Below are 21,491 nucleotides of genomic sequence, written 5' to 3'. Positions count from 1 at the left end.
AGTTCGCTCACATACGCCGATCAGCCCACGTGGACGGCGGGGCGGCGGGTGCGGTCGGGCTCGGCCTCGCGGAGCACCTCGCGGGTGACCGGCGCGACCTCGCCGACGCCGAAGAGCAGGTAGCGCGCGAGGTTGGTGGCCGGGCTGCCCTCGTCCCACTCGAAGTAGACGTGCGGCACGGTGCCGGTGACGTCGCGCAGGTGCAGCAGCAGCGCGGCGATCGCGTTCGGCACCGTCGAGCTGCGGGCGCGCAGGACCCGGTAGCCGTGGCGCTCCTCGCCGAGCACGTGCAGCTCGGACTCGAAGTTCGAGGGGTCGTCGACGGTGATCTCGACGAACACCACCACGTCGCCGGACGGGATGTGGTGGTCGTAGCGCTCCTCGAGGTCCTTCTCCTCGTACTCGCGCTTGTCGCGGCGGTCCGGCTCGTTGGCCACCAGGCGGATCGTCGCGTGCGGATCGGACTCGGTGGCCTCACGGACGATCCGGCGCGCGGTCTTGTCGAGGTGCACCCCGGTGATCCGCAGCTCGGTGCTGCGCAGCGCCCGCGACGCGAACGACACCACGAAGATCGCGGCCACGAACATCAGGCCGATCCGCAGGCCCTCGGGCCGCTCGATCATGTTGGCCACCGTCGTGTAGACGAAGACGACGGCGATGATCCCGAAGCCGATCGTGGCGCGCCGTTGCCCCTTGGCCCGGGCCGAGAGGGTCACCGAGATCGACGCCGACGTGATGAGCACGAGCACGCCGGTGGCGTAGGCGCCGCTCTGGGCGTCGACGCTCGCGTCGAAGACGATCGTGATGAGGATCCCGAGCGCGGTGAACACCAGCACCATCGGCCGCACGGCGCGCGCCCAGTTCGGCGCCATGCCGTAGCGGGGCAGGTAGCGCGGCACGAGGTTGAGCAGCCCGGCCATCGCCGACGCGCCCGCGAACCACAGGATCGTGATCGTCGAGAGGTCGTAGACCGTGCCGAGCACGGCGCCGAACTGCTCGTGCGCGAGGTAGGCCAGCGCGCGCCCGTTGGCCTGCCCGTCGGGTCCGAACTGGTCGAGCGGGATGAGCAGAGTCGTCACGAAGCTCGAGGTGACGAGGAAGCCGCTCATGATCAGCGCAGCGGTGGTGAGGAGCTTGCGCGCCCCGGCGATGCGCCCGTCCGGATGCTTCTCGGTGTCGCCAGGGGCGCCGCGGACCAGCGGCATCACCGCGACGCCGGTCTCGAAGCCCGAGAGGCCGAGCGCCAGCTTGGGGAACACGACGAGGGCGATCGCCACCACGATCAGCGGGTTGCCGTGCTGGGTCAGCAGCGCGTCGCCCCAGTCGGTGATGCGCACCGGCTCGGTGAGCACCCGGTACAGGGCGCCCGCGACCACTACCAGGTTGAGCAGCAGGAACGTCGCGACCACGACCACGGCGATGCCGATCGCCTCGGCGAAGCCCAGCAGGAACACGACGCCGAGCAGGATCACCAGCGCGCACGTCAGCGGCACCTCCCACCCGTGCAGCGCGCCCCCGACCAGCGGGTTCTCGACGATGTGCGCGGTCGCGTCGGCGGTGGAGAGGGTGATCGTGATGAGGAAGTCGGTGACCGCGAAGCCGAGCAGCACGAGCACCAGCAGCTTCGACCACCAGTACGACAGCAGCTTCTCGAGCATCGCCACGGAGCCCTCGCCGTGGGGGCTCTCGCGGGCCACGCGGCGGTAGATGGGCAGCGCGCCGGCGAGTGTCAGCACGACGAGGACGAGCGTGGCGATCGGCGAGATCAGCCCGGCGGCCACGACGGCGACCGCGGGCTGGTAGCCCAGCGTCGAGAAGTAGTCGACACCGGTGAGGCACATGACGCGCCACCACGGCTTGCCCTCGTGCTCGGGCTTCGGGCGGGCGTGCGGGCCGGAGTACTGCGAGCCCCGGTCGGTGAGTCCGTCGAGGAGCCAGCGCCGCAGGGCCGAGGACCGTCCCCGCCGCTCGGTCGACGCCTCGGGCGGGGCCGGCGGAGCGCTCACCGCCGCCAGGACGTCCGTGAACGGATGACGGCGCCGAGCGAGAGGGCGAAGAAGCCGACGGCCAGGGCCACCAGCCAGACGTCCTCCTGGCGGCCCTCGTGGTTGCCCCAGGTGAGGATCAGCAGCACGGCGGCGACCAGGAAGCCGGACAACCGGGCGACCTTCGGGTAGTGGCCGTGCCAGCCCCACTCGACCGAGGGCTCGTCGTCGGAGGAGACGCCGTTGACGACCACGCCGGCGGGGTCGCGGTGGGCGACGCCGCCGCCACCGTGCTCCTGGCGGGCGGGGCTGTTCGTGGCCACGGAGGTCTCCTGGGATCGCGCTGGGGCCGGGGGCGCGCTCAACCTACCGCGCGCCCATCTGTCGCGCGTGCCGCGCGCCCGTGATGATGAGCCGCGATGAGCACACCGCGCCGGATCGTCCTGCTGGGCTCCACCGGGTCGATCGGCACCCAGGCCCTCGACATCGTCCGGGCCCACCCCGACCGCTTCGTCGTCACCGGCCTCGCCGCCGGCGGGGGGCGCCCCGACCTGCTGGCTGCGCAGGCCGCCGAGTTCGGGGTCCCGACGCTCGCGGTCGCCGACCCCGCCGCCGCGCCCGACCTGCGCGAGCGCACCCCGACGGGCACCCGGGTCCTCGCCGGCCCGCAGGCCGCCGCCGAGCTGGCGTCCGCCGGGGCCGACATGGTCCTCAACGCCATGGACGGCTCGCGTGGCCTCGCGCCGACGCTGGCGGCGCTCGCGGCGGGTTCGACGCTCGCGCTGGCCAACAAGGAGTCGCTGGTCGCGGGCGGCCCGCTGGTGACCCGCGCGGCCGAGCCCGGACAGATCGTGCCGGTCGACTCGGAGCACTCCGCCCTGGCCCAGAGCCTGCGCGGCGGGCGGCCCGAGGAGGTCGCCCGCCTCGTGCTCACGGCCTCGGGCGGCCCGTTCCGCGGGCGCCCCCGCGACGAGCTCGCCGGCGTCACCGTCGAGCAGGCCCTGGCCCACCCCACGTGGGCGATGGGGCCGGTCGTGACGCTGAACTCCTCGACGCTGGTGAACAAGGGCCTGGAGCTCATCGAGGCCCACCTGCTCTTCGGCGTGCCCTACGAGCGCATCGACGTCGTCGTGCACCCCCAGTCGATGATCCACTCGATGGTGACGTTCGTCGACGGCGCCACGATCGCGCAGGTCAGCCCGCCGGACATGCACATGCCGATCGCGCTGGCCCTGGCCTGGCCGGACCGCCTGCCCGGGGCGAGCCGCCCCGAGACGTTCGCCGACCCCACGAGCTGGACCTTCGAGCCCGTCGACACCGAGGCGTTCCCCGCGCTCGAGCTCGCCCGCGCGGCGGGCACGGCCGGGGGCTGCCTGCCGGCCGTCTACAACGCCGCCAACGAGGAGGCGGTCGCGGCGTTCCTCGCCGGACGCTGCGCGTGGACCGGGATCGACGGGACGCTCGCCGCGGTGCTCGACGACGCGGGGGAGTGGGCGCGCGACCCGCGCGACGTCGACGACGTGCACGCCGCGGAGGCCTGGGCGCGCCGGCGGGCGGGGGAGCGGCTCGGCGCCCCGGTCTGACGCCGGGGACCCCGGGACCGGCCCCCACACCGGGCACACCGCCCCCGCGGCTACCGTGTCCTGCCGTGATGCTCGTCCTCGGGATCGTGCTCTTCGCGCTGGGGCTCCTGCTCTCCATCGCCTGGCACGAGCTCGGCCACTACACCGCCGCGCGGCGCTTCGGCATCCGCGTCCCCGAATTCATGGTCGGCTTCGGGCCGACGGTGCTCTCGGTCAAGCGCGGCGAGACGCGCTTCGGGCTCAAGGCGGTCCCGCTCGGCGGCTACATCCGCATGATCGGGATGGTGCCCCCGGCGCCGGGCGAGCGCATCGGGCGCAGCCGGCGCTCCGGCCCGTTCCAGGGGATGGTCGACGACGTCCGCGCCGACTCGGTCCGCGACTTCGAGCCCGGCGACGAGGACCGCCAGTTCTGGACCCGCAAGCCGTGGCAGCGGATCATCGTCATGCTCGCGGGCCCGTTCATGAACCTGGTCCTCGCGGTGGTGCTGTTCGCGATCGTGCTGATGGGCTTCGGGGCGCCCACCGCCCAGCCGGTGGTGCGTGCGGTGAGCGAGTGCGTCGTCCCGTCGTCGCAGACCACGCCCGGCTGCCCGCCCGGGGCGCCGCCCACGCCGGCGGCGCAGGCCGGCTTCCAGGCCGGCGACCGGATCGTGAGCTTCGGCGGGCGGGAGTACCCGGAGTGGCGCGACCTGCAGGTCGCGATCCGCGACGCCCGCGGCACCGTGCCCGTCGTCGTGGAGCGGACCACCCCGACCGGGACCCAGCAGCTCACCCTCTACCCGACGCTCATCGAGAACCAGGTCGCCGACCTCGACACCCCGCTGGGTGAGGAGCCCCGCTACGTCACCGCGTCGTTCCTCGGTCTCACCCCGATCGAGCCGGTGATCCCCCAGACGGTCGGGCAGGTGGCCGACCGGATGGGGAACATGCTCGAGGGCACGGTGTACGCGATCGCGCGCCTGCCCGAGAAGGTGCCGGCGCTGTTCGGGGCGGTGTTCCTCGGCGAGGAGCGCGAGGCCAACGGCCCTGTCAGCCTCGTCGGGGTGTCGGTGATGGGCGGGCAGGTGCTCGAGCAGGAGCGCCCGGTGGCCGAGGAGGTCTCGCTCTTCCTGAGCCTGCTCGCCGCGGTGAACCTCTCGTTGTGCCTGCTCAACCTGCTGCCGCTGCTCCCGCTCGACGGCGGGCACGTGCTGCCGGCGCTGTGGGAGGCGGTGAAGAAGCGCATCGCGCGCCTGCGGGGGCGCCCCGACCCCGGACCGGTGGACCTCGCCCGTCTCCTGCCGATCGGTGTCGGCTTCGCAGCGGTGATCATGGCGTACGGGGCGCTGGTGATCGTGGCGGACATCGTCAACCCGATCGACTTCGGCCTGTAGGTCCCGGTCGGCCGCTGTAAGCCTCGCCACCGGCGGGGTCGGTGGTTCTGGGGGAGACTGGACGGTGACTGGTCCACTTCGTCGAGGAGAGAGATGACCGTCGACCTCGGCCTGCCCGAAGCCCTGCCCGTGCTCGCCCCGCGCCGCCAGACCCGCCAGCTGGACGTCGGCGGGGTCGGTGTCGGCAGCGACCACCGGGTGTCGGTGCAGTCGATGACCACCACCCTGACCGCCGACGTCAACGCCACCCTGCAGCAGATCGCCGAGCTCACCGCGGCGGGCTGCGACATCGTGCGCGTGGCGTGCCCGTCCGCCGACGACGCCGAGGCGCTGCCGGCGATCGCGAAGAAGTCGGGGATCCCGGTGATCGCCGACATCCACTTCCAGCCGAAGTACGTGTTCGCCGCGATCGACGCCGGGTGCGCCGCGGTGCGCGTCAACCCCGGCAACATCAAGAAGTTCGACGACAAGGTCGGCGAGATCGCGAAGGCCGCCAAGGACGCCGGCACCCCGATCCGCATCGGGGTCAACGCCGGCTCGCTCGAGCCCGGCATCTTCGCCAAGTACGGCAAGGCCACGCCCGAGGCGCTGGTCGAGTCGGCGCTGTGGGAGGCCTCGCTCTTCGCCGAGCACGACTTCCACGACATCAAGATCTCGGTGAAGCACCACGACCCGGTGACGATGGTGCGCGCCTACGAGCTGCTCGCCGAGCGGTGCGACTACCCGCTGCACCTCGGCGTCACCGAGGCCGGCCCGACGTTCCAGGGCACGATCAAGAGCGCGACGGCGTTCGGCGCGCTGCTCGCGAAGGGCATCGGCGACACCATCCGCGTCTCGCTCTCGGCGCCGCCGATCGAGGAGGTCCGCGTCGGGCTCTCGATCCTGGAGTCGATGAACCTCCGTCCCCGCAAGCTCGAGATCGTCTCCTGCCCGTCCTGCGGGCGCGCGCAGGTCGACGTCTACAAGCTCGCCGACGAGGTCACCGCGGGGCTCGAGGGCATGGAGGTGCCGCTGCGGGTGGCCGTCATGGGCTGTGTCGTCAACGGGCCCGGCGAGGCCCGCGACGCCGACCTGGGCGTGGCGTCCGGCAACGGCAAGGGCCAGATCTTCGTCAAGGGCGAGGTCATCAAGACGGTGCCCGAGGCCCAGATCGTCGAGACCCTCATCGAGGAGGCCATGCGCCTGGCCGACGAGGCCGGCGAGGGCGAGCTCTCGGGCGGCCAGGCCGGCGGCGCCCCCACCGTCACCGTCGGCTAGGTGTCAGCGGAGTGGCGCCGCAGACGATGAGTGTCCGTGGCTCCACTCCGTCGGCGCTCGCCGAGCGCTCGTGATCGGATGGGAACGTGAGCACGTTCGACGATCTCGACGCCTTCGCCGCCACCCGCCGCTGCGCGGGTCTCGCCCTCTCGCCGGACGGGTCGCGGCTCGTCACGACGGTGTCCGAGCTCTCGGCGGACGGGAAGAAGTACGGCACGTCGCTGTGGGAGCTCGACCCGGCCGGTGATCGCGCGCCGCGGCGCCTCACGCGGTCGTCGACGGGCGAGTCGTCGGCGGCGTTCACCCCCGACGGCGACCTGCTGTTCACCTCGCGCCGCGCCGACCCCGCCGCCGAGAAGCCGAGCGAGGAGCGCGCCGGGCTGTGGTTGCTGCCCGCGGCCGGCGGCGAGGCCCGCCCCGTGGTCGAGCGCCCCGGCGGCGTCAGCGGCTTCGCGGTCGCCCGTGACGCCGGCACCCTCGCCCTCGTCACCCCGAAGCCGGTCGTCGGCGACGCCGAGGAGCAGCGCGAGGCCCGCGAGAGCGCCGGGGTGTCGGCGCGGCTGCACACCCACTTCCCCGTGCGCTTCTGGGACCACGACCTCGGGCCGGGCCGCGCCCACCTCCAGCGCTGCGCGCCCCCGGACCCCGCCGATCCCGCCGCCGGCTACGGCGAGCCCGAGCACGTCGCTCCGGGCGACCGGGAGCGGCTCGGGGGCAGCGCGATCAGCCCGGACGGGCGCACGGTCGCGGTGGTCGTCGAGGTCCCCGACCCGGCCGACCCCGCGTCGTGGCGCCGTCGCCTCGAGCTGCGCACGGAGGACGGCGTGCTCGTCGTCGGCGACGAGCCCGGCGCCGACCACGAGGTCCCGGTGATCACGCCCGACGGCCGCTGGCTGCTCTGGGTGCGCGAGCGCCACCCCCGCCCGGGGCGCGGCATGGCGCACACGCTGCGGGCCCGGTCGCTCGAGGACGGGCGCGAGATCGACGTGCTGCCCGAGGGCGCCCGGCAGGTCAAGGGCGTCATCGGGGCGCCCGGCGGCGACGTCGTCTACGTCCTCGTCGACGAGGCGGGGCACGGGCCGGTGCTGCGGGTGTCGATCACCGACGGCGCCGTGACCCGCCTGACCGCGACCGGCACCTACTCCGACGTCGCCGCCGCCACCGACGGGAGCGCGCTCTACGCGCTGCGCTCGGCGGTCGACGCGCCGCCCACGCCCGTGCGCCTCGACCCCGCCCGTGCCGACCAGGAGCCGGTCGTGCTGCGCGGGGTCACGGTGATCGACCCGTTGCCCGGCACGCTCACCGAGGTCCACGCCACCGCGGCGGACGGCACCGCGCTGCGCTCCTGGCTCGTACTGCCCGGCGGCGCGTCGGCCGCCTCCCCGGCGCCGCTGATGCTGTGGATCCACGGCGGGCCGCTGTCGAGCTGGAACGCGTGGTCGTGGCGCTGGAACCCGTGGCTGATGGCGGCGCGCGGCTGGGCGGTGCTCCTGCCCGACCCGCGCCTGTCCACCGGCTACGGCCAGGAGTTCCTCGACGCCGCCGCCGGCGCGTGGGGCGAGCTGCCCTACACCGACCTCATGACCGCGACCGACGCCACGCTGGCCCGCGACGACATCGACGCGACGCGCACGGCGGCCATGGGCGGCTCGTTCGGCGGCTACATGGCCAACTGGATCGCCGGGCACACCGACCGGTTCGCCGCGATCGTGACCCACGCCAGCATCTGGCACCTCGACGGCTTCGTCGGCACCACCGACGCGTCGTTCCACTGGCGCCGCGAGTGGGGCGACCCGCTCGACGAGCGCGAGCGCTACGACGCGCACTCGCCGCACCGGCACGCCCGCTCGATCACCACGCCGACGCTGGTGATCCACGGCGACAAGGACTACCGCGTGCCCATCTCGGAGGGCCTGCGGCTCTGGTACGACCTGCAGCGCCACGGGGTCGAGTCCCAGTTCCTGTACTTCCCCGACGAGAACCACTGGGTGCTCCAGCCCGGCGACGCCAAGCTCTGGTACCGCACCGTGTGGGCGTTCCTCGACCACCACGTGCTGGGCCGCCCGTGGGAACGGCCGGCGCTCGTGTAGGACACGGGTGGTCCGGGCGGACTCCGCTGGGAGTTCCGTCCCCGGACGTGGCAGGCTGGACGGGTGCTCCGTACCGCCGGTGCGCGGCTGCTCGACGACCGGGACCGGTCGAAGGTGCGGAGCGCCCTCGACGCCGATCCCGTCGCCACGTGCATGGTCGCCTCGCGGGTCGAGACCGTCGGCGTCGAACCCTGGCGCCTCGGCGGTGAGCTGTGGGGCGTCGGGGGACGTCTCGACGGTCTGTGCTTCTCGGGCGCCAACCTCGTGCCGCTGCGCGGCGAGCGCACCGAGGTGCGCCACTTCGCCGAGCGTGCCCGTCGCCAGCGTCGCAACTGCTCCTCGCTGGTCGGTCGCCGCGAGCTCGTGCTGCCCCTGTGGGACGAGCTCTCGGAGCACTGGGACGCGGCGCGGGAGGTCCGGGCCGACCAGCCCCTGATGGCCACCGCGACGACGCCGCTGATCACGCCCGACCCCGCCGTGCGCCAGACCCGCCCCGACGAGCTGGAGCGCTACCTGCCGGCGGCGATCGCGATGTTCCTCGAGGAGGTCGGCGTCGACCCCCGCCTCGGCGACGGCGGCGCCGGCTACCGGGCCCGGGTGGCGGAGCTGATCGGTGCCGGGCGCGCGTTCGTGCGCTTCGAGCAGGGCGAGGTCGTGTTCAAGGCCGAGATCGGTGCGCTGTCCTCGCGTGTCGGCCAGATCCAGGGCGTGTGGGTGCACCCCGCCTGGCGCGGCCGGGGCCTCGGGCAGTCCGGCACGGCGGCCGTCGTCGCCCACCTCGTGCGGGCCCGGCGCGTCGCGAGCCTCTACGTCAACGCGTTCAACACCCCGGCCCGACGGGCGTACGAGCGCATCGGGTTCGAGCAGGTCGGGTCGTTCGCGACGGTGCTCTTTTGACACCGACGACACCGACGACGACGCCGACCCGCCGTCGCGCGGGGTGGCTGGCGCTCGACGCCGTCGCCGTCGTGGTGTTCGCCGCGCTCGGGCGGACCAGTCACGCCGAGGACCTCACCGGCACCCTCGTCACGGCCGCGCCGTTCCTCGTGGGAGCGGCTGTCGGCACGCTCGCCGCGCGGACGTGGCGTGACCCGCTGGCCTGGCGTTCGGGGCTCGCGGTCTGGGCGGGGGCCGCGGTCGTCGGCCTCGCGCTGCGGGCGGCGTCCACCGGCCGCCTGCCGCTGTCGTTCGCGATCGTCGCGACGGTCTCCCTCGGCGTGCTCGTCCTCGGCTGGCGGGGGATCGCCCGCCTCGTGCGCGCCCGTCGCCGCTGACCGCGGCTCGCTTCCCGGCCAGGCCTGCCCCGGGCGGCCGTGTGTCCGTCAGCTGCCCGGACGGCGTCTTCGTCTCGCGGCCAGCTCGGTGACGGTGTGTGATGTCCGTCCGCCACTCACGGCTGAATCTCGACCGGGTCGCCGATCTGCAGGGAATCGAAGAATGCGGCCGCGTCATCGTCGGAGAGATGGATGCAGCCCAACGACGGGCGTTGCAGACTTCCGGCGTGGAATGCGCGTCCGCGGTGGTCGAAGAACACGGAATAGGGCATCGGGGTGCCCGTGATGGAACTGGTGTGCTCCCTCGCCTTGCGCGTCACGCGGAACTCCCCGGCGGGCGTCGGCTGGGAGAGGATGCCCGAGGTGATCGGCACCGGACCGCGGAGCACCCCGCCCCGGCCGTCGAGCAGCCAGGCCCGCTGGTCCGAGAGGTCGACGCACGCCCTCGCCGGCGCTGCGCACGGCGCCTCCGCCGGGGCGGCCGCGGCGGGGCCGGCGGCACCGGCGGTCGCTCCGCCGATCAGCAGGAAGGCCACGACCCAGAGGGTCGCCACCGGCAGGGCCTTCACCGACTGGTGCAGCATCACGGGCGCTCCCGATCCATGACCGACGGTCGAGGTCCCCGGGCGACCGCGACGGCGGCCGCCCGGGGTCGTGCTGAAGTCCGTGCTGATCAGTTGGGAGCGGGGGCGTCGACCCCCACGCCGACGTTGCTGGCGCCGCCGCCGGTGCCGACGGTGCTGCCGGCGTTCCCTGTCGCGGTGCCGGTCGCGTCGTTGGTCGCGCCGACGGTCCCGCCGACGGTGCCGCCGGCCCCGGTGGTCGCTCCGGACGAGGCGTTCGCGCCGGAGCTCGTGCTGGTCCCGGCGCCGGTGCCGACCGTCCCGCCAGTGCCGCCGCCGGTGGTCGTGCCCGCGTCCGCGCTGCTCGAGGCGCCGCCGCCCGTGGTCGCGCCGGTCCCGGAGGAGGCTTCGGCGCTCCCGCCGGCCACGGCCTCGTCGGCCTCGTCGTCCTCGTCGTCCGGGGGCGTCACCTCGATGTTGATGGTGGTGCTGCCCTCGGCGTCCCCGTCGGCAACGGCATTGCTGCCCGCCCCGGCGTCGGCATCGGCGTCGGCGGACGCGCTGCCGTTCGCGCCGGTGTTCGTGCCGCCCCCGGCGCCGCCGTTGGCCCCCGCGTTCGCCTGGCTGCTGGCCTCGCTGCCGGTCCCGCCCGAGACGTTGCTGCTGGCTCCGGCCTGACCCGCGGCCGCGGGCAGACCCTGCGGCCCCTGGATGCCCGGCTGGCCCTGCTCGCCGGGGAGGCCCTGCTCGCCCTGCTCACCCGGGAGGCCCTGCTCGCCCTGCTCACCCGGCAGCCCCTGCTCACCTTGCTCGCCCGGCAGACCCTGTTCGCCCGGGAGCCCCTGCTCGCCCTGGAGGCCCTGCTCACCCTGCTCGCCGGCGGGACCCTGGGGTCCGGCCGGACCCATCGGCCCCGCCAGCCCCGCCGGGCCGGCCGGACCGGGCGGACCGGCGGGACCGGTTGGACCGGCGGGGCCCGCGGGCCCCGCGATCGGCGGTGGCACGTCGCCCGCGTACGCCGCGGGAGCGACGAACGCGATCGCCCCGGCCACGCACGTGGAAAGGACGGCCGCGGTGATTCTCCGGTCCACGGGTTCCCCCCTCGGAAGATCGTCAGAGAAATGCGGGAATGGTGCGGGACGAGGATGAAGTGGCATCACTCAGTGTCGCCAGAGCGCGACGGAGGGTCTCACCACATCGTGTACGAACCGTTTCGCGGACTGGCTCGTGTCGCCGCTGCTCACGGTCGCGGAGGGCCCTGACCAGGCTCCGCGCGTCCCCGCCACGACCGGCCACCCGTTTCGCGTGGCGGACAGCGGGCGAGGGGCGGGTCACGGCGGTGGTCCCGGTCGGGCGACCGCGGCGCCCGTCCGGGCGCCTACGCTGGGGCCATGCCGGTTCGCGCTCCGCTGCGGCCCGGGGTGCAGACGCCGCTGCGCCCGGTGCCGCCGCACATCCCCCGCCCCGAGTACGTGGGCAAGCCCGCTCCCACGCGCAGCACCGACCCCTGGGTGCAGACGCCGGAGATCATCGAGGCCATGCGGGTCGCCGGGAGGATCGGCGCTCAGGCCCTCGCGGCGGGCGGCGAGGCCGTGAAGCCCGGCGCCACCACCGACGACGTCGACCGCACGGTGCACGAGTTCCTGCTCGACCACGACGCCTACCCGTCGACGCTCGAGTACCGGGGCTTCCCGAAGTCGTGCTGCGTGTCCCTCAACGAGGTCATCTGCCACGGCATCCCCGACTCGACGGTGATCGAGGACGGGGACATCGTGAACATCGACGTCACCGCCTTCATCGGCGGCGTGCACGGCGACACCAACGCGACCTTCCTCGCCGGCGAGGTCGACGAGGAGGACCGCCTGCTCGTCGAGCGCACCCACGAGGCGACGATGCGGGCGATCAGGGCCGTCAAGCCGGGGCGGGAGCTCAACGTCGTCGGCCGTGTCATCGAGTCGTACGCCAACCGCTTCGGCTACGGCGTCGTGCGCGACTTCACCGGCCACGGCATCGGCCGGGCGTTCCATTCCGGGCTGGTCGTCGTCCACTACGACGACCCGACGCGCCACGAGATGCTCGAGCCCGGCATGACGTTCACGATCGAGCCGATGATCACGCGCGGGGCGATCGACCACGACGTCTGGGACGACGGGTGGACGGTGACGACGAAGGACAAGTCGCACACCGCCCAGTTCGAGCACACGATCCTCGTCACCGACACCGGCAGCGAGATCCTGACCCTGCCGTGAGCGCTGTGCCGACCGTGAGCCGATGAAGCGCCCGCACGTGCTCGCGTCGGCGGCGGTGTCGATCGACGGGTTCCTCGACGACGCCTCGCCGCACCGGCTCGTGCTGTCCGGCCCCGCCGACCTCGACCGTGTCGACGCCGAGCGCGCCGGGGTGGACGCGATCCTCGTCGGCGCGGGCACCGTGCGCGCCGACGACCCGCGCCTGCTCGTGCGCTCGCCGCAGCGCCGGGCCGACCGGGTCGCGCGCGGGCTCGGGCCCTCGCCGCTGCGGGTGGTGCTCTCCGCGCACGCCGTCGACCCCGGCGCGCGCATACTCACCGAGGGCCGCGACCTCGCCGACACCACCGTGCTCGCCGGCACCCCGCACGAGGTGCTCGACCACCTCGCGAGCCACGGCGTCGTGCGGCTCATGGTCGAGGGCGGCGCGGCGGTGCACCGCGCCTTCCTCGCCGCCGGGGTGGTCGACGAGCTGCAGCTCGCCGTGGCGCCGCGCCTCGTCGGCGACGGCCCGCGCTTCACCGGCACGCCCGCGGACGCGCACCTGCTCGAGGCCCGCCCGGTCGGCCCCGACGTCCTGCTGCGCTACCGCTTCGGCGACGCCGACGCCCGCTGGCTCGCGGAGGCCTGCTCGCTGGCCGAGCGCTGCCCGCCGTCGCCGTCGGCGTTCTCGGTGGGCTGCGTGGTCGTCGCCGCCGACGGCACCGTGCTCGCGACCGGGCACAGCCGCCGCGACGACGTCCTCGACCACGCCGAGGAGGTCGCCCTGCGCGACGTCGACCGCGCCGACCCGCGCCTGCCCGGCGCCACGATCTACACCTCGCTCGAGCCGTGCGGGCAGCGGGCGTCGCGGCCCGTCACCTGCGCCCAGCACATCCTCGACGCGGGTATCGGGCGGGTCGTCATGGCGTGGCGGGAGCCGCCGCTGTTCGTCGGGACACCGTCGGGGGCCGCCCGGCTCGAGGGGGCGGGCGTCGAGGTCGTCGAGTGCCCCGGGTTCGAGGACCTCGCGCGGCGGCCCAACCGGCACCGCTGAGTGCTGTCGTTCATCGTGGATCCGTGCGCTCCCTGCCGATCCTGCTGCCCGCTGCGGTGATCAAGGCCCGCGCCTGCCCGCTCGCGTCGATCCGCCAGGTCCGTACCTGGCGGCTGCGATTCGTCGAGCACGCCGCGGGCGCCGACCGGCTCCCGCGACCCGCTGGCTGGTCCGACGTCGTCGAGGCCCACGCCGTCCCCCGGGACGGGCACGCCGTGGAGCTGGTCGGCGACGGCTTCCGTGCGGCGTGGGACGCCCCGCACCGCGTGGACGGGCCCGTGCGGCTGCGCGGCGAGCTGGTGGTCGACCCCCTCGACGGGCTCGAGACGACCGGGCGCATCCACCGCGTCCGGCTGCTCACCGAGACCGTGCGCGAGGACACGCCGGGGGAGCGGAGGGTGGCGCTGACCGCGCGGGACCTCTCGGCGGTCCCGAAGGCGGTCGACGACACCCACGACCGCGGCGTGCTGCTGGATGTCGAGCTGGGCGTCACCTGAAAGACTGCCGGACGTGGCGAAGGTCTACGAGCGCATCGAGCCCCGCCTGGCCCGGTGGATCGGCGAACAGCCGGTGTTCTTCGTCGGCACCGCGCCGCTGTCCGGCGACGGGCTGGTCAACGTCTCGCCGAAGGGCCTGCGCGGCACGTTCGGCGTGCTCGACGACCACACCTTCGCCTACGTCGACATGACCGCGAGCGGCATCGAGACGATCGCCCACCTGCGCGAGAACGGGCGGGTCTGCGTGATGTTCTGCTCGTTCGACGGCACGCCGAACGTCGTGCGCCTCCACGGCCGCGGTCGGGTCGTGACCCACGGCGAGCCGGGGTTCGACGACGCGCTCGCCCCGTTCGTCATGGGCCTGGCGTCCCGGCGCACCGAGGCGCGCGGCGTCGTCACCGTCGACGTCACCCGGGTCGCCGACGCCTGCGGCTACGCCGTGCCGCGCATGGAGCTCGAGGGCGACCGTGAGCTGCTGGACTCGTGGGCCGAGCGCCGCAGCCCGGAGTGGCTGCGGAACTACCGCGCCGAGAAGAACGAGCACTCGCTCGACGGCCTGCCGGGACTGGCAGGACTCCCGGAGTGGTGAGGGGCGCGCTGCTCGTCGCCGGCACCACATCGGACGCCGGCAAGAGCGTCCTCGTCGCCGGGATCTGCCGCTGGCTGCACCGCCGGGGCGTCGATGTCGCGCCGTTCAAGGCGCAGAACATGTCCAACAACAGCGTCGTCACCCGCGACGGCGGGGAGATCGGGCGGGCGCAGGCGCTGCAGGCGGCGGCGTGCGGGCTCGCCCCGAGCGTGCGGTTCAACCCGGTGCTGCTCAAGCCGGGGACCGACCGCAGCTCGCAGGTGGTGGTGCGCGGCGTCGTCGACGGGACGGTGTCGGCGGCGAGCTACCGGGAGCGCAAGGCGGCGCTGCTCGAGGTGGTCACGGAGACCCTCGCCGACCTGCGCGGCGACCACGACGTCGTGATCTGCGAGGGCGCCGGCTCTCCCGCGGAGATCAACCTGCGGGCCACCGACATCGCCAACATGGGCCTGGCCCGGGCTGCCGACCTGCCCGTGGTCGTCGTCGGTGACATCGACCGGGGCGGCGTGCTCGCGCACCTCTTCGGCACCCTCGCCGTCCTCGAGCCCGCCGACCAGGCGCTGGTCGCCGGCTGGATCGTCAACAAGTTCCGCGGCGACCCCGCCCTGCTCGCCCCCGGTCTCGACCAGCTGCGGGCCCTGACCGGGCGGCCGACGCTCGGGGTGCTGCCGTGGAGCCCCGAGCTGTGGATCGACGCCGAGGACTCGCTCGGGCACGTCGCCGACGGCGTCGTCGGGCGCCCGGCGCCCCCGCGCGGGCGGGACTGGCTGCGCGTCGCGGTCGTCCGGCTGCCGCGGGTCTCCAACGGCACCGACGTCGACGCGCTGTCGAGCGAGCCCGGCGTGGCCGTGCGCTGGGTGACCGAGCCCTCCCGCCTGGCCGACGCCGACCTCGTCGTGCTGCCCGGCTCGAAGACCACCGTCGCGGACCTCGCGTGGCTGCGCGCCACGGGCCTGGCCGACGCCGTCGTCGCCCACGCCGCGGCGGGCCGCCCGGTGCTCGGGGTCTGCGGCGGCTACCAAATGCTGGGCCGGCGCATCCACGACCCGCACGGCGTCGAGGCCGCGCCCGGCACGGTCGACGGCCTCGGGCTGCTCGACGTCGAGGTGACCTTCGACGTCGCCAAGCACCTCGGCACCCCGACCGGCACGGCGCTCGGCGAGCCGGTCTCGTGCTACGAGATCCACCACGGGCGGGAGCTGCGCGGTGCCGGCCCACCCCTGGTGACCCTCGCCGACGGGACGCCCGAGGGCGTCGACGCCGGGCACGTGCTCGGCACCCACGCCCACGGCCTGCTCGAGAACGACGCCCTGCGCCGGCGCCTGCTCGCCCGGGCCGCCGCGGCCGCCGGGCGGGACTTCGTCCCGGCGCCCGACACCTCCTACGCCGCGGTCCGCGCGGCCCAGCTGGACCTGCTCGGCGACCTCGTCGAGAAGAACCTCGACACCGACGCCCTGGAACGCCTGATCACCGACGGCGCGCCGGCCGGGCTACCGACGGTTCAGGCGCGCGCGACGTCGTAGACGTGCCCGGCGGTCCGCAGCCGCTCGACGAGCGCCGGGCCCATGGCCGTGGCGGGGGTGAGCGAGCCGGTCCGTGCGGGCAGGCGCTCGCCGTCGAGGGCCAGGCACAAGCCGCTCTCGCCGAGCATCACCGCGGTGGCGGCGTAGCCCGGGTCGCCCGAGCCCGAGACGCGCGCGGTGTAGCGGGCGCCGGTGGTGGTCGTCGCTTCGATGTCGTGGCGGAACCACCCGTTCTCCCGGGTCTTCTCGCTCGGGCCCTCGCCGGGCTTGGGCAGCACGCGGTCGAGGACCTGGCGCACGCCCGGGGTCGACAGCCCGGCCAGCAGCCCGCCGAGCCCCGCGGTGATCGCGCCGGCCGTGACGGCGCCGACCGGGCCGCTCCCGGCCCCCATCACCTCGCCGTAGCGCAGGCCCTTGCCGTAGGCGTAGCCCGCGATCGCGTTGGACCGCCGCACGATGCGGGTGTTGTACGACGCCATGACGAACGGCGCCACCCAGCGGCCCTCGACCCGGTGCGGCGCCGGGTTGTCGCTGGGCTGGCGGGTGTCGGGCTCGGCGTCGCGCTCGGGGGAGAGGCCGAACGGGTCGCGCATGAGCCTGAACAGCGACCGGTCGGCGCGCGCGCCGTCGGCGAGCCCCTTCATCGAGTCGATCGTGCCCCCGGAGACGCCGCCGCGGACCCGGACGATCGCGGTGACGTCGGTGAGCTCGCCCTCGCCGTCGGCCTGGACGCGGCTGTGCAGCAGGAGGACCGCGAGGTCCGAGGGGATCGAGTCGTACCCGCAGGAGTGCACGATCCGGGCGCCGCTCGCGCGGGCGGCATCGTCGTAGCGGTCGATGGCCTCGCGGGCGAACTGGACCTCGCCGGTGAGGTCGGCGTAGTGGGTGCCGGCCGTGGCGCACGCCTCGACCACCGGCAGGCCGTACTTGGCGTAGGGGCCGACCGTGGTCACGAGCGCGTCGGTGGACGCGGCCATCCGCGCGAGGGCCTCGGTGTCGCTCGAGTCCGCGACGACGAGGGGCCAGTCGGAGCCGGGGGCGGGCAGCCGGTCGCGGACCTTCTCCAGGCGCTCGCGCGAGCGTCCGGCCAGCGCGATCCGCGTGCCCGCCGGGGCGTGCCGGGCCAGGTAGGCGGCCGTCAGCTCCCCGACGAAGCTCGTCGCGCCGAACAGGACCAGCTCGTGCTCACGATCTCCGGACATGCGCGCACGATAGCCGCGGGCCGGGCGGCGGGCAGGTCACGGTGTCGGGTGGTTACTGGCTGGTATCTCTCGCCAGGCGAGGGATACCAGCCAGTAACCGTCGCCGGGCGGACGCGGTGCGGGGGTCACCCCGGCGTGATCGCAAAGACCGGGTGGCGGTCGGCGATCGCGGCGATCTCCTCGTCGGACGCGTCGGCGCCGACGCCCTCGAAGAACGCGCCGACCTCCCACGCCCAGGCGCGCAGGTAGGCGCGCAGGACCGGCACCTTCTCGGCGATCTTCTCCGGGCAGGCCAGCTCGACCGCGTGCACGGTCTCGGTGCGGCGGCCGACCGTCAGCTCGGCCTCGCCCGCCACCCGCAGGTTGCGCACCCACTGCGTGTGCCCGCGCGCCGCGACGAGGTAGCGACGCCCCTCGATCGTGAGCGGGTTGACCGGCGTCGTGCGCACCTCGCCGCTCGTGCGCCCGCGGACCCCGAGGACGGCGGAGCCGGCCAGGGGGAGGCCGAGGCGGGTCAGGCCGGCGACGATCGGGTTCATCACGCGGCGCGTGATCGCTCCGGGGGTCTGGTAGTGGGTGCTGGCGGTCATGGGGTGCTCCTCGGGGTTCGTGACGAGAGCGGTGCTCTCGCAATGCCGAGTGTTCTCCCGCCGACGGGATGCGTCAAGAGCAGTGCTCTCATTTCCGTGGCAGGATGCCCCCATGCCTCCCGGAGTCCGCGCACGGGCGCGCGCCGAGACCACCCGCGCGATCCTCGACGAGGCGCGCCGCCAGCTCGCCGAGCAGGGCGCGGCGGCGCTCTCGCTGCGCTCGGTGGCGCGCGAGGTCGGCATGGTGTCTTCGGCGGTCTACCGCTACGTCGCGAGCCGCGACGAGCTGCTGACCCGTCTCATCGTCGAGGCCTACGACGCCGTGGGGGAGCGGGCCGAGGCCGCGCGCGACGCCGGGGGGCCGCCGCGCGAGCAGTGGCGGGCGGTGTGGCGCGCCGTGCGGGACTGGGCGCGGGAGCACCCGGCGGAGTACGCGCTGATCTACGGCTCGCCCGTGCCCGGCTACGCCGCGCCCGCCGAGACGATCCCGGCCGCGGGGCGCGTCGGCCTCGTGCTCGCCGGGATCGTCGGGGAGCACGGCGACGCCGGCGGGCAGGAGTCGCCCTGGCCCGACGTCCTGCGCGCGGACCTCCTGCCCGGCGTGCCGCCCGCCCTCGCGGTGCCGGCGATCATGGCGTGGACCCAGCTCTACGGCACCGTCGGCTTCGAGCTGTTCGGGCAGTACGAGAACGTCGTCGACGACCGCGACGCCTACTTCGACGCCGTCGCCGACGCCGCGGCGACGTCCGTGGGGCTCGACTGAACGGGTTCACACCGCCAAGATCTGACGCCGTCCGGGCGCTTGACGCGGTGCGCGTGGCGCCCGACGGTAACGAGGTCAACGACGTCGAGAGGTGGCCCGATGGCGGAGCACAGGCGGTCCGGTACGGAGGGTGAGCCCTCGCTCCCCGAGACCGTCGAACGCGAGCGTGCGGCCGAGGAGGTCGCCGACGTCGGGGCCGACTCGCTGCCCGAGGCGGAGCGCCGTGCCCGTCGCGCGGCGGACGAGGCCGACACGTCCCTGCCGGGCACCGAGCGGCGTGAACGGGCCGAGGCCGAGCGCGCGGACGCCGAGGAGGCCCGCGAGGACCCGCGCCCGATCCCGGGCGAGGAGTACCGCCGGCGCGACTGACGCGCCGGGGGCCTCAGCCCGTGCGTGTCGCGGGGGCGGCGAGGCGCGTCCGCAGCCCGGTGATCATGAGATCGAGGCCGTGGCGGAAGAGCTCGTCGTGGTCGGCCCCGTGCCCGACACGGTCGGCGAGCACGGCGGTGAGCGCCGCGTGCTGCGGGTAGCGGGCGGGGTCGTGCACGCCGCCGTCGCCCGTCCCGGCGTCCCGTTCCCGCTCCGCCTGGTACTCCAGCGCCGAGCCGATGACGAGGTTCCCGAGGGCCTGGATCCCGGCGAACGCCTCGGTCGGGGTGAAGCCCGCGGCGACGAGCGTGCCGAGCACCTGCTCGGCGGCCGGCATCGCCGCCTCGGTCGGCCGGTTGCCGGCGAGGACGCGCGCGGCGTCCCGGTGGGTCACCAGCGCCCGGTACTGCCGGGTCGCACGCTCGCGCAGCCACTCGCCCCAGTCCTCGCCGGGGGCGAGCGGGACGACCTGCCACTGGTCGACGAGCAGGCGGTCCGCGACGTGGTCGAGCAGCGTGCGCTTGTCCGCGACGTGCCAGTACAGGGTCGGCGCGCTGACCCCCAGCTCGCGGGCGAGGCGGCGCAGCGACAGGCCCTCCAGGCCGACCTCGGCCAGGAGGCCGACCGCGGCGTCCACGACGTCGTCGCGGGTCAGGGCCATGCGACCTCCTTGCTCTCTCTAACGCTGTCAGAGTAGCGTCTCTAACACTGTTAGAGGAGGGGCGGATGGACACACCGGCGGTCGCGGTCCGCGGCCTGGTGAAGCGCTACGGGGCGATCGAGGCGGTCCGCGGGATCGACCTCGAGGTCGCGCGGGGGGAGACGTTCGGCTTCCTCGGGCCGAACGGGGCGGGCAAGTCGACCACGATCAACATCCTGTGCACCCTGGTCGAGCCGACCGACGGGCACGCCGAGGTCGTGGGGCTCGACGTGGTGCGCGACCGCGCCGCGGTGCGCCGCCGCATCGGGCTGGTCTTCCAGGACCCGACGCTCGACGCCCCCATGTCGGGCGAGCAGAACCTGCGGTTCCACCAGGAGCTCTACGGCGTCGACCGCCGCCGGGCGCCGGCCCGCCGCGAGGAGGTCCTGCGCATGGTGGGGCTCTGGGAGCGGCGCGCCGACGAGGTGCGCACCTACTCCGGTGGCATGCGGCGCCGTCTCGAGATCGCGCGCGGCCTGCTGCACTCGCCGCAGGTGCTCTTCCTCGACGAGCCGACGATCGGGCTCGACCCGCAGACCCGCGGCACCATCTGGGACTACGTGGCGGAGCTGCACCGCACCGAGGAGATCACGGTCTTCGTCACCACCCACTACATGGACGAGGCGGAGCACTGCGACCGGATCGCGATCATGAACGAGGGGCGCATCGTCGCCCTCGACACCCCGGACGCGCTCAAGGCGCAGGTCGGCGCCGACCGTGTCGCGATCACCACCGACGACGACGAGGCCGCGCTGCGCGTCCTGCGCGCCGAGCTCGGGCTCGAGGGCGCGGTGCGCGAGGGCGCGGTGACGATCGCGGTGCCCGACGGCGCCGGCTTCGTGCCACGGCTGTTCGACCGGCTCGGCGGCCACGGCGTCAGCATCCGCTCGGTGACCGTCACCCGACCCAGCCTGGACGACGTCTTCCTCGCCCACACCGGCACGACGATCCGCGACGCGGAAGCCGGCCCGAACATGCACCCGATGGCGATGCGGATGAGGCGCTGATGACCACCGAGACACCCTCCGGCCTGTCCACCGCGTCCGTCCGGGTCCCCGAGAGCAGCCTCGCGACCGAGGCCCGCGCCGCGACCGTGGTCTGGCAGCGCGAGATGATCCGGTTCGTCAAGGACCGCTCCCGGATCCTCTCGTCGCTGGCCCAGCCGCTGCTGTTCCTGTTCGTCCTGGGCAGCGGGCTGGGGTCGCTGCTGGGGAGCAGCACGGGCGGATCCGTCGAGTTCACGACGTTCCTCTTCCCGGGCGTCATGGCGATCTCGGTGCTGTTCACCGCGGCGTTCGCCGGCATCTCGATCGTGTGGGACCGCGAGTTCGGGTTCCTGCGCGAGATGCTCGTCGCGCCCGTGTCGTCGGCGGCGATCCTCGTCGGGAAGGCGACGGGCGGCGCCACCGTCGCCACCCTGCAGTGCCTCGTGCTGCTCGCCCTGGCCGGGCTCGTCGGCGTGCCCTACGACCCGCTGATGCTGCTGGCCATGATCGGGCTGATCTTCCTGATGGGCTTCATGATCACGGCGCTGGGGCTGGTGCTCGCGGCGCGGGTGCGGCAGATCCAGACCGCGATGCCGCTCGTGCAGCTCGTGATCACGCCGCTGATGTTCCTGTCCGGGGCGCTCTTCCCGCTCTCGGGCCTGCCGACGTGGCTCGCCGTGCTCACCCACGTCAACCCGATGACCTACGCCGTCGAGCCGCTGCGCTCCGTGGTGTTCGACCACCTCGACGTCGACGCCGCCACCCGGCGCGGTTCGACCCGGGCATCGTCTGGGGGACGTGGCAGGTGCCGGTGGCCGTGCAGATCCTGATCACCGTCGCGTGCTGCGTGATCCTGCTGGCCCTC

Annotated in this window: 22 protein-coding genes; 15 read left to right on the top strand and 7 right to left on the bottom strand. The window is 74.4% G+C overall.

The genetic code is table 11. The features are described 5' to 3' along the window. Positions 1–20: 20 nt before the first annotated feature. Together WCD41_RS26170 and WCD41_RS26165 are read right to left on the bottom strand one after the other, a co-directional pair. The gene (locus WCD41_RS26170; protein ID WP_337718071.1) at positions 21–2,006 is read right to left on the bottom strand and encodes an APC family permease; all 1,986 of its coding nucleotides are present in this window, start codon (positions 2,004–2,006) and stop codon (positions 21–23) included. Next, a complete protein-coding gene (locus WCD41_RS26165; RefSeq protein ID WP_337718069.1) occupies positions 2,003–2,308 on the bottom strand; it encodes a DUF2631 domain-containing protein in 306 nt (101 codons plus the stop codon). The genes WCD41_RS26170 and WCD41_RS26165 overlap by 4 nt, the downstream gene beginning before the upstream one ends. 96 nt (positions 2,309–2,404) lie before the next feature. On the opposite strand from WCD41_RS26165, the gene dxr reads away from it, so the two are divergent. The 6 genes from dxr (at position 2,405) to WCD41_RS26135 (ending at position 9,562) form a co-directional block, all read left to right on the top strand. Further along, complete coding sequence (gene dxr / locus WCD41_RS26160) at positions 2,405–3,568, top strand: 1-deoxy-D-xylulose-5-phosphate reductoisomerase (RefSeq protein ID WP_337718066.1); 1,164 nt, start codon at positions 2,405–2,407, stop codon at positions 3,566–3,568. A gap of 68 nt (positions 3,569–3,636) precedes the next feature. Next, on the top strand, positions 3,637–4,941 hold the full coding sequence (locus WCD41_RS26155; RefSeq protein ID WP_337718212.1) for a M50 family metallopeptidase: 1,305 nt from the start codon (positions 3,637–3,639) through the stop codon (positions 4,939–4,941). A gap of 93 nt (positions 4,942–5,034) precedes the next feature. Then, positions 5,035–6,198, top strand: a complete 1,164-nt coding sequence (gene ispG / locus WCD41_RS26150) for a flavodoxin-dependent (E)-4-hydroxy-3-methylbut-2-enyl-diphosphate synthase (RefSeq protein WP_337718064.1) — start codon at positions 5,035–5,037, stop codon at positions 6,196–6,198. 86 nt (positions 6,199–6,284) lie between these two features. Next, positions 6,285–8,288 carry a prolyl oligopeptidase family serine peptidase gene (locus tag WCD41_RS26145; RefSeq protein WP_337718062.1) on the top strand — a complete coding sequence of 668 codons (2,004 nt, stop codon included), beginning with the start codon at positions 6,285–6,287 and terminating at the stop codon, positions 8,286–8,288. Positions 8,289–8,351: 63 nt separating this feature from the next. Further along, the gene (locus tag WCD41_RS26140) at positions 8,352–9,185 is read left to right on the top strand and encodes a GNAT family N-acetyltransferase (RefSeq protein ID WP_337718060.1); all 834 of its coding nucleotides are present in this window, start codon (positions 8,352–8,354) and stop codon (positions 9,183–9,185) included. Beyond that, complete coding sequence (locus tag WCD41_RS26135) at positions 9,182–9,562, top strand: DUF3054 domain-containing protein (protein ID WP_337718058.1); 381 nt, start codon at positions 9,182–9,184, stop codon at positions 9,560–9,562. The genes WCD41_RS26140 and WCD41_RS26135 overlap by 4 nt, the downstream gene beginning before the upstream one ends. 116 nt (positions 9,563–9,678) lie before the next feature. Here the strand turns inward: WCD41_RS26135 and WCD41_RS26130 are convergent, their stop codons facing one another. Together WCD41_RS26130 and WCD41_RS26125 are read right to left on the bottom strand one after the other, a co-directional pair. Next, positions 9,679–10,146: a L,D-transpeptidase gene (locus WCD41_RS26130; RefSeq protein ID WP_337718210.1), complete on the bottom strand. Its 468-nt coding sequence runs from the start codon at positions 10,144–10,146 to the stop codon at positions 9,679–9,681. An 89-nt stretch (positions 10,147–10,235) separates the two neighbouring features. Beyond that, positions 10,236–11,177, bottom strand: coding sequence for a hypothetical protein (locus tag WCD41_RS26125; RefSeq protein WP_337718056.1), 942 nt, complete (start codon positions 11,175–11,177; stop codon positions 10,236–10,238). 339 nt (positions 11,178–11,516) lie between these two features. Between WCD41_RS26125 and map the strand changes: the two genes are divergently transcribed. Genes map through WCD41_RS26100 form a run of 5 tightly spaced genes read left to right on the top strand, consistent with a single transcriptional unit; the run spans position 11,517 to position 16,016 of the window. Continuing rightward, positions 11,517–12,374 (top strand): type I methionyl aminopeptidase, encoded by an 858-nt coding sequence (map, locus tag WCD41_RS26120; protein ID WP_337718054.1) that lies wholly within the window; start codon positions 11,517–11,519, stop codon positions 12,372–12,374. A 22-nt stretch (positions 12,375–12,396) separates the two neighbouring features. Beyond that, positions 12,397–13,407, top strand: coding sequence for a dihydrofolate reductase family protein (locus WCD41_RS26115; protein WP_337718051.1), 1,011 nt, complete (start codon positions 12,397–12,399; stop codon positions 13,405–13,407). Between the two features lie 23 nt (positions 13,408–13,430). Next, the gene (locus WCD41_RS26110) at positions 13,431–13,904 is read left to right on the top strand and encodes a hypothetical protein (RefSeq protein ID WP_337718049.1); all 474 of its coding nucleotides are present in this window, start codon (positions 13,431–13,433) and stop codon (positions 13,902–13,904) included. A gap of 13 nt (positions 13,905–13,917) precedes the next feature. Then, positions 13,918–14,493, top strand: coding sequence for a pyridoxamine 5'-phosphate oxidase family protein (locus tag WCD41_RS26105; RefSeq protein WP_337718047.1), 576 nt, complete (start codon positions 13,918–13,920; stop codon positions 14,491–14,493). Then, the gene (locus tag WCD41_RS26100; protein ID WP_337718045.1) at positions 14,490–16,016 is read left to right on the top strand and encodes a cobyric acid synthase; all 1,527 of its coding nucleotides are present in this window, start codon (positions 14,490–14,492) and stop codon (positions 16,014–16,016) included. The genes WCD41_RS26105 and WCD41_RS26100 overlap by 4 nt, the downstream gene beginning before the upstream one ends. Here WCD41_RS26100 and WCD41_RS26095 read toward each other — a convergent pair. Together WCD41_RS26095 and WCD41_RS26090 are read right to left on the bottom strand one after the other, a co-directional pair. Then, a complete protein-coding gene (locus tag WCD41_RS26095; protein WP_337718043.1) occupies positions 15,995–17,218 on the bottom strand; it encodes a saccharopine dehydrogenase family protein in 1,224 nt (407 codons plus the stop codon). The two genes, WCD41_RS26100 and WCD41_RS26095, sit on opposite strands and share 22 nt — an antisense overlap. Positions 17,219–17,343: 125 nt before the next feature. Then, the gene (locus WCD41_RS26090) at positions 17,344–17,808 is read right to left on the bottom strand and encodes a nitroreductase/quinone reductase family protein (protein ID WP_337718040.1); all 465 of its coding nucleotides are present in this window, start codon (positions 17,806–17,808) and stop codon (positions 17,344–17,346) included. Positions 17,809–17,920: 112 nt separating this feature from the next. On the opposite strand from WCD41_RS26090, the gene WCD41_RS26085 reads away from it, so the two are divergent. Then, entirely contained in the window at positions 17,921–18,571 is a 651-nt protein-coding gene (locus tag WCD41_RS26085; RefSeq protein WP_337718038.1) for a TetR/AcrR family transcriptional regulator, read from the top strand. A gap of 99 nt (positions 18,572–18,670) precedes the next feature. Continuing rightward, positions 18,671–18,940: a hypothetical protein gene (locus WCD41_RS26080; RefSeq protein WP_337718037.1), complete on the top strand. Its 270-nt coding sequence runs from the start codon at positions 18,671–18,673 to the stop codon at positions 18,938–18,940. A 13-nt stretch (positions 18,941–18,953) separates the two neighbouring features. Here WCD41_RS26080 and WCD41_RS26075 read toward each other — a convergent pair whose 3' ends face one another. Further along, positions 18,954–19,601 carry a TetR/AcrR family transcriptional regulator C-terminal domain-containing protein gene (locus tag WCD41_RS26075; protein ID WP_337718035.1) on the bottom strand — a complete coding sequence of 216 codons (648 nt, stop codon included), beginning with the start codon at positions 19,599–19,601 and terminating at the stop codon, positions 18,954–18,956. Between the two features lie 65 nt (positions 19,602–19,666). On the opposite strand from WCD41_RS26075, the gene WCD41_RS26070 reads away from it, so the two are divergent. Beyond that, positions 19,667–20,647 carry an ATP-binding cassette domain-containing protein gene (locus WCD41_RS26070; RefSeq protein WP_337718033.1) on the top strand — a complete coding sequence of 327 codons (981 nt, stop codon included), beginning with the start codon at positions 19,667–19,669 and terminating at the stop codon, positions 20,645–20,647. Beyond that, positions 20,647–21,456: an ABC transporter permease gene (locus WCD41_RS26065; RefSeq protein WP_337718031.1), complete on the top strand. Its 810-nt coding sequence runs from the start codon at positions 20,647–20,649 to the stop codon at positions 21,454–21,456. The genes WCD41_RS26070 and WCD41_RS26065 overlap by 1 nt, the downstream gene beginning before the upstream one ends. The last annotated feature ends 35 nt before the right edge of the window (positions 21,457–21,491 follow it).

This window comes from Actinomycetospora aeridis (assembly GCF_037400275.1).
GTDB classification, from domain to species: domain Bacteria; phylum Actinomycetota; class Actinomycetes; order Mycobacteriales; family Pseudonocardiaceae; genus Actinomycetospora; species Actinomycetospora aeridis.
The sequence above is the reverse complement of the archived record's forward strand: the minus strand, read 5'-3'. Positions and strand labels throughout refer to the sequence as shown.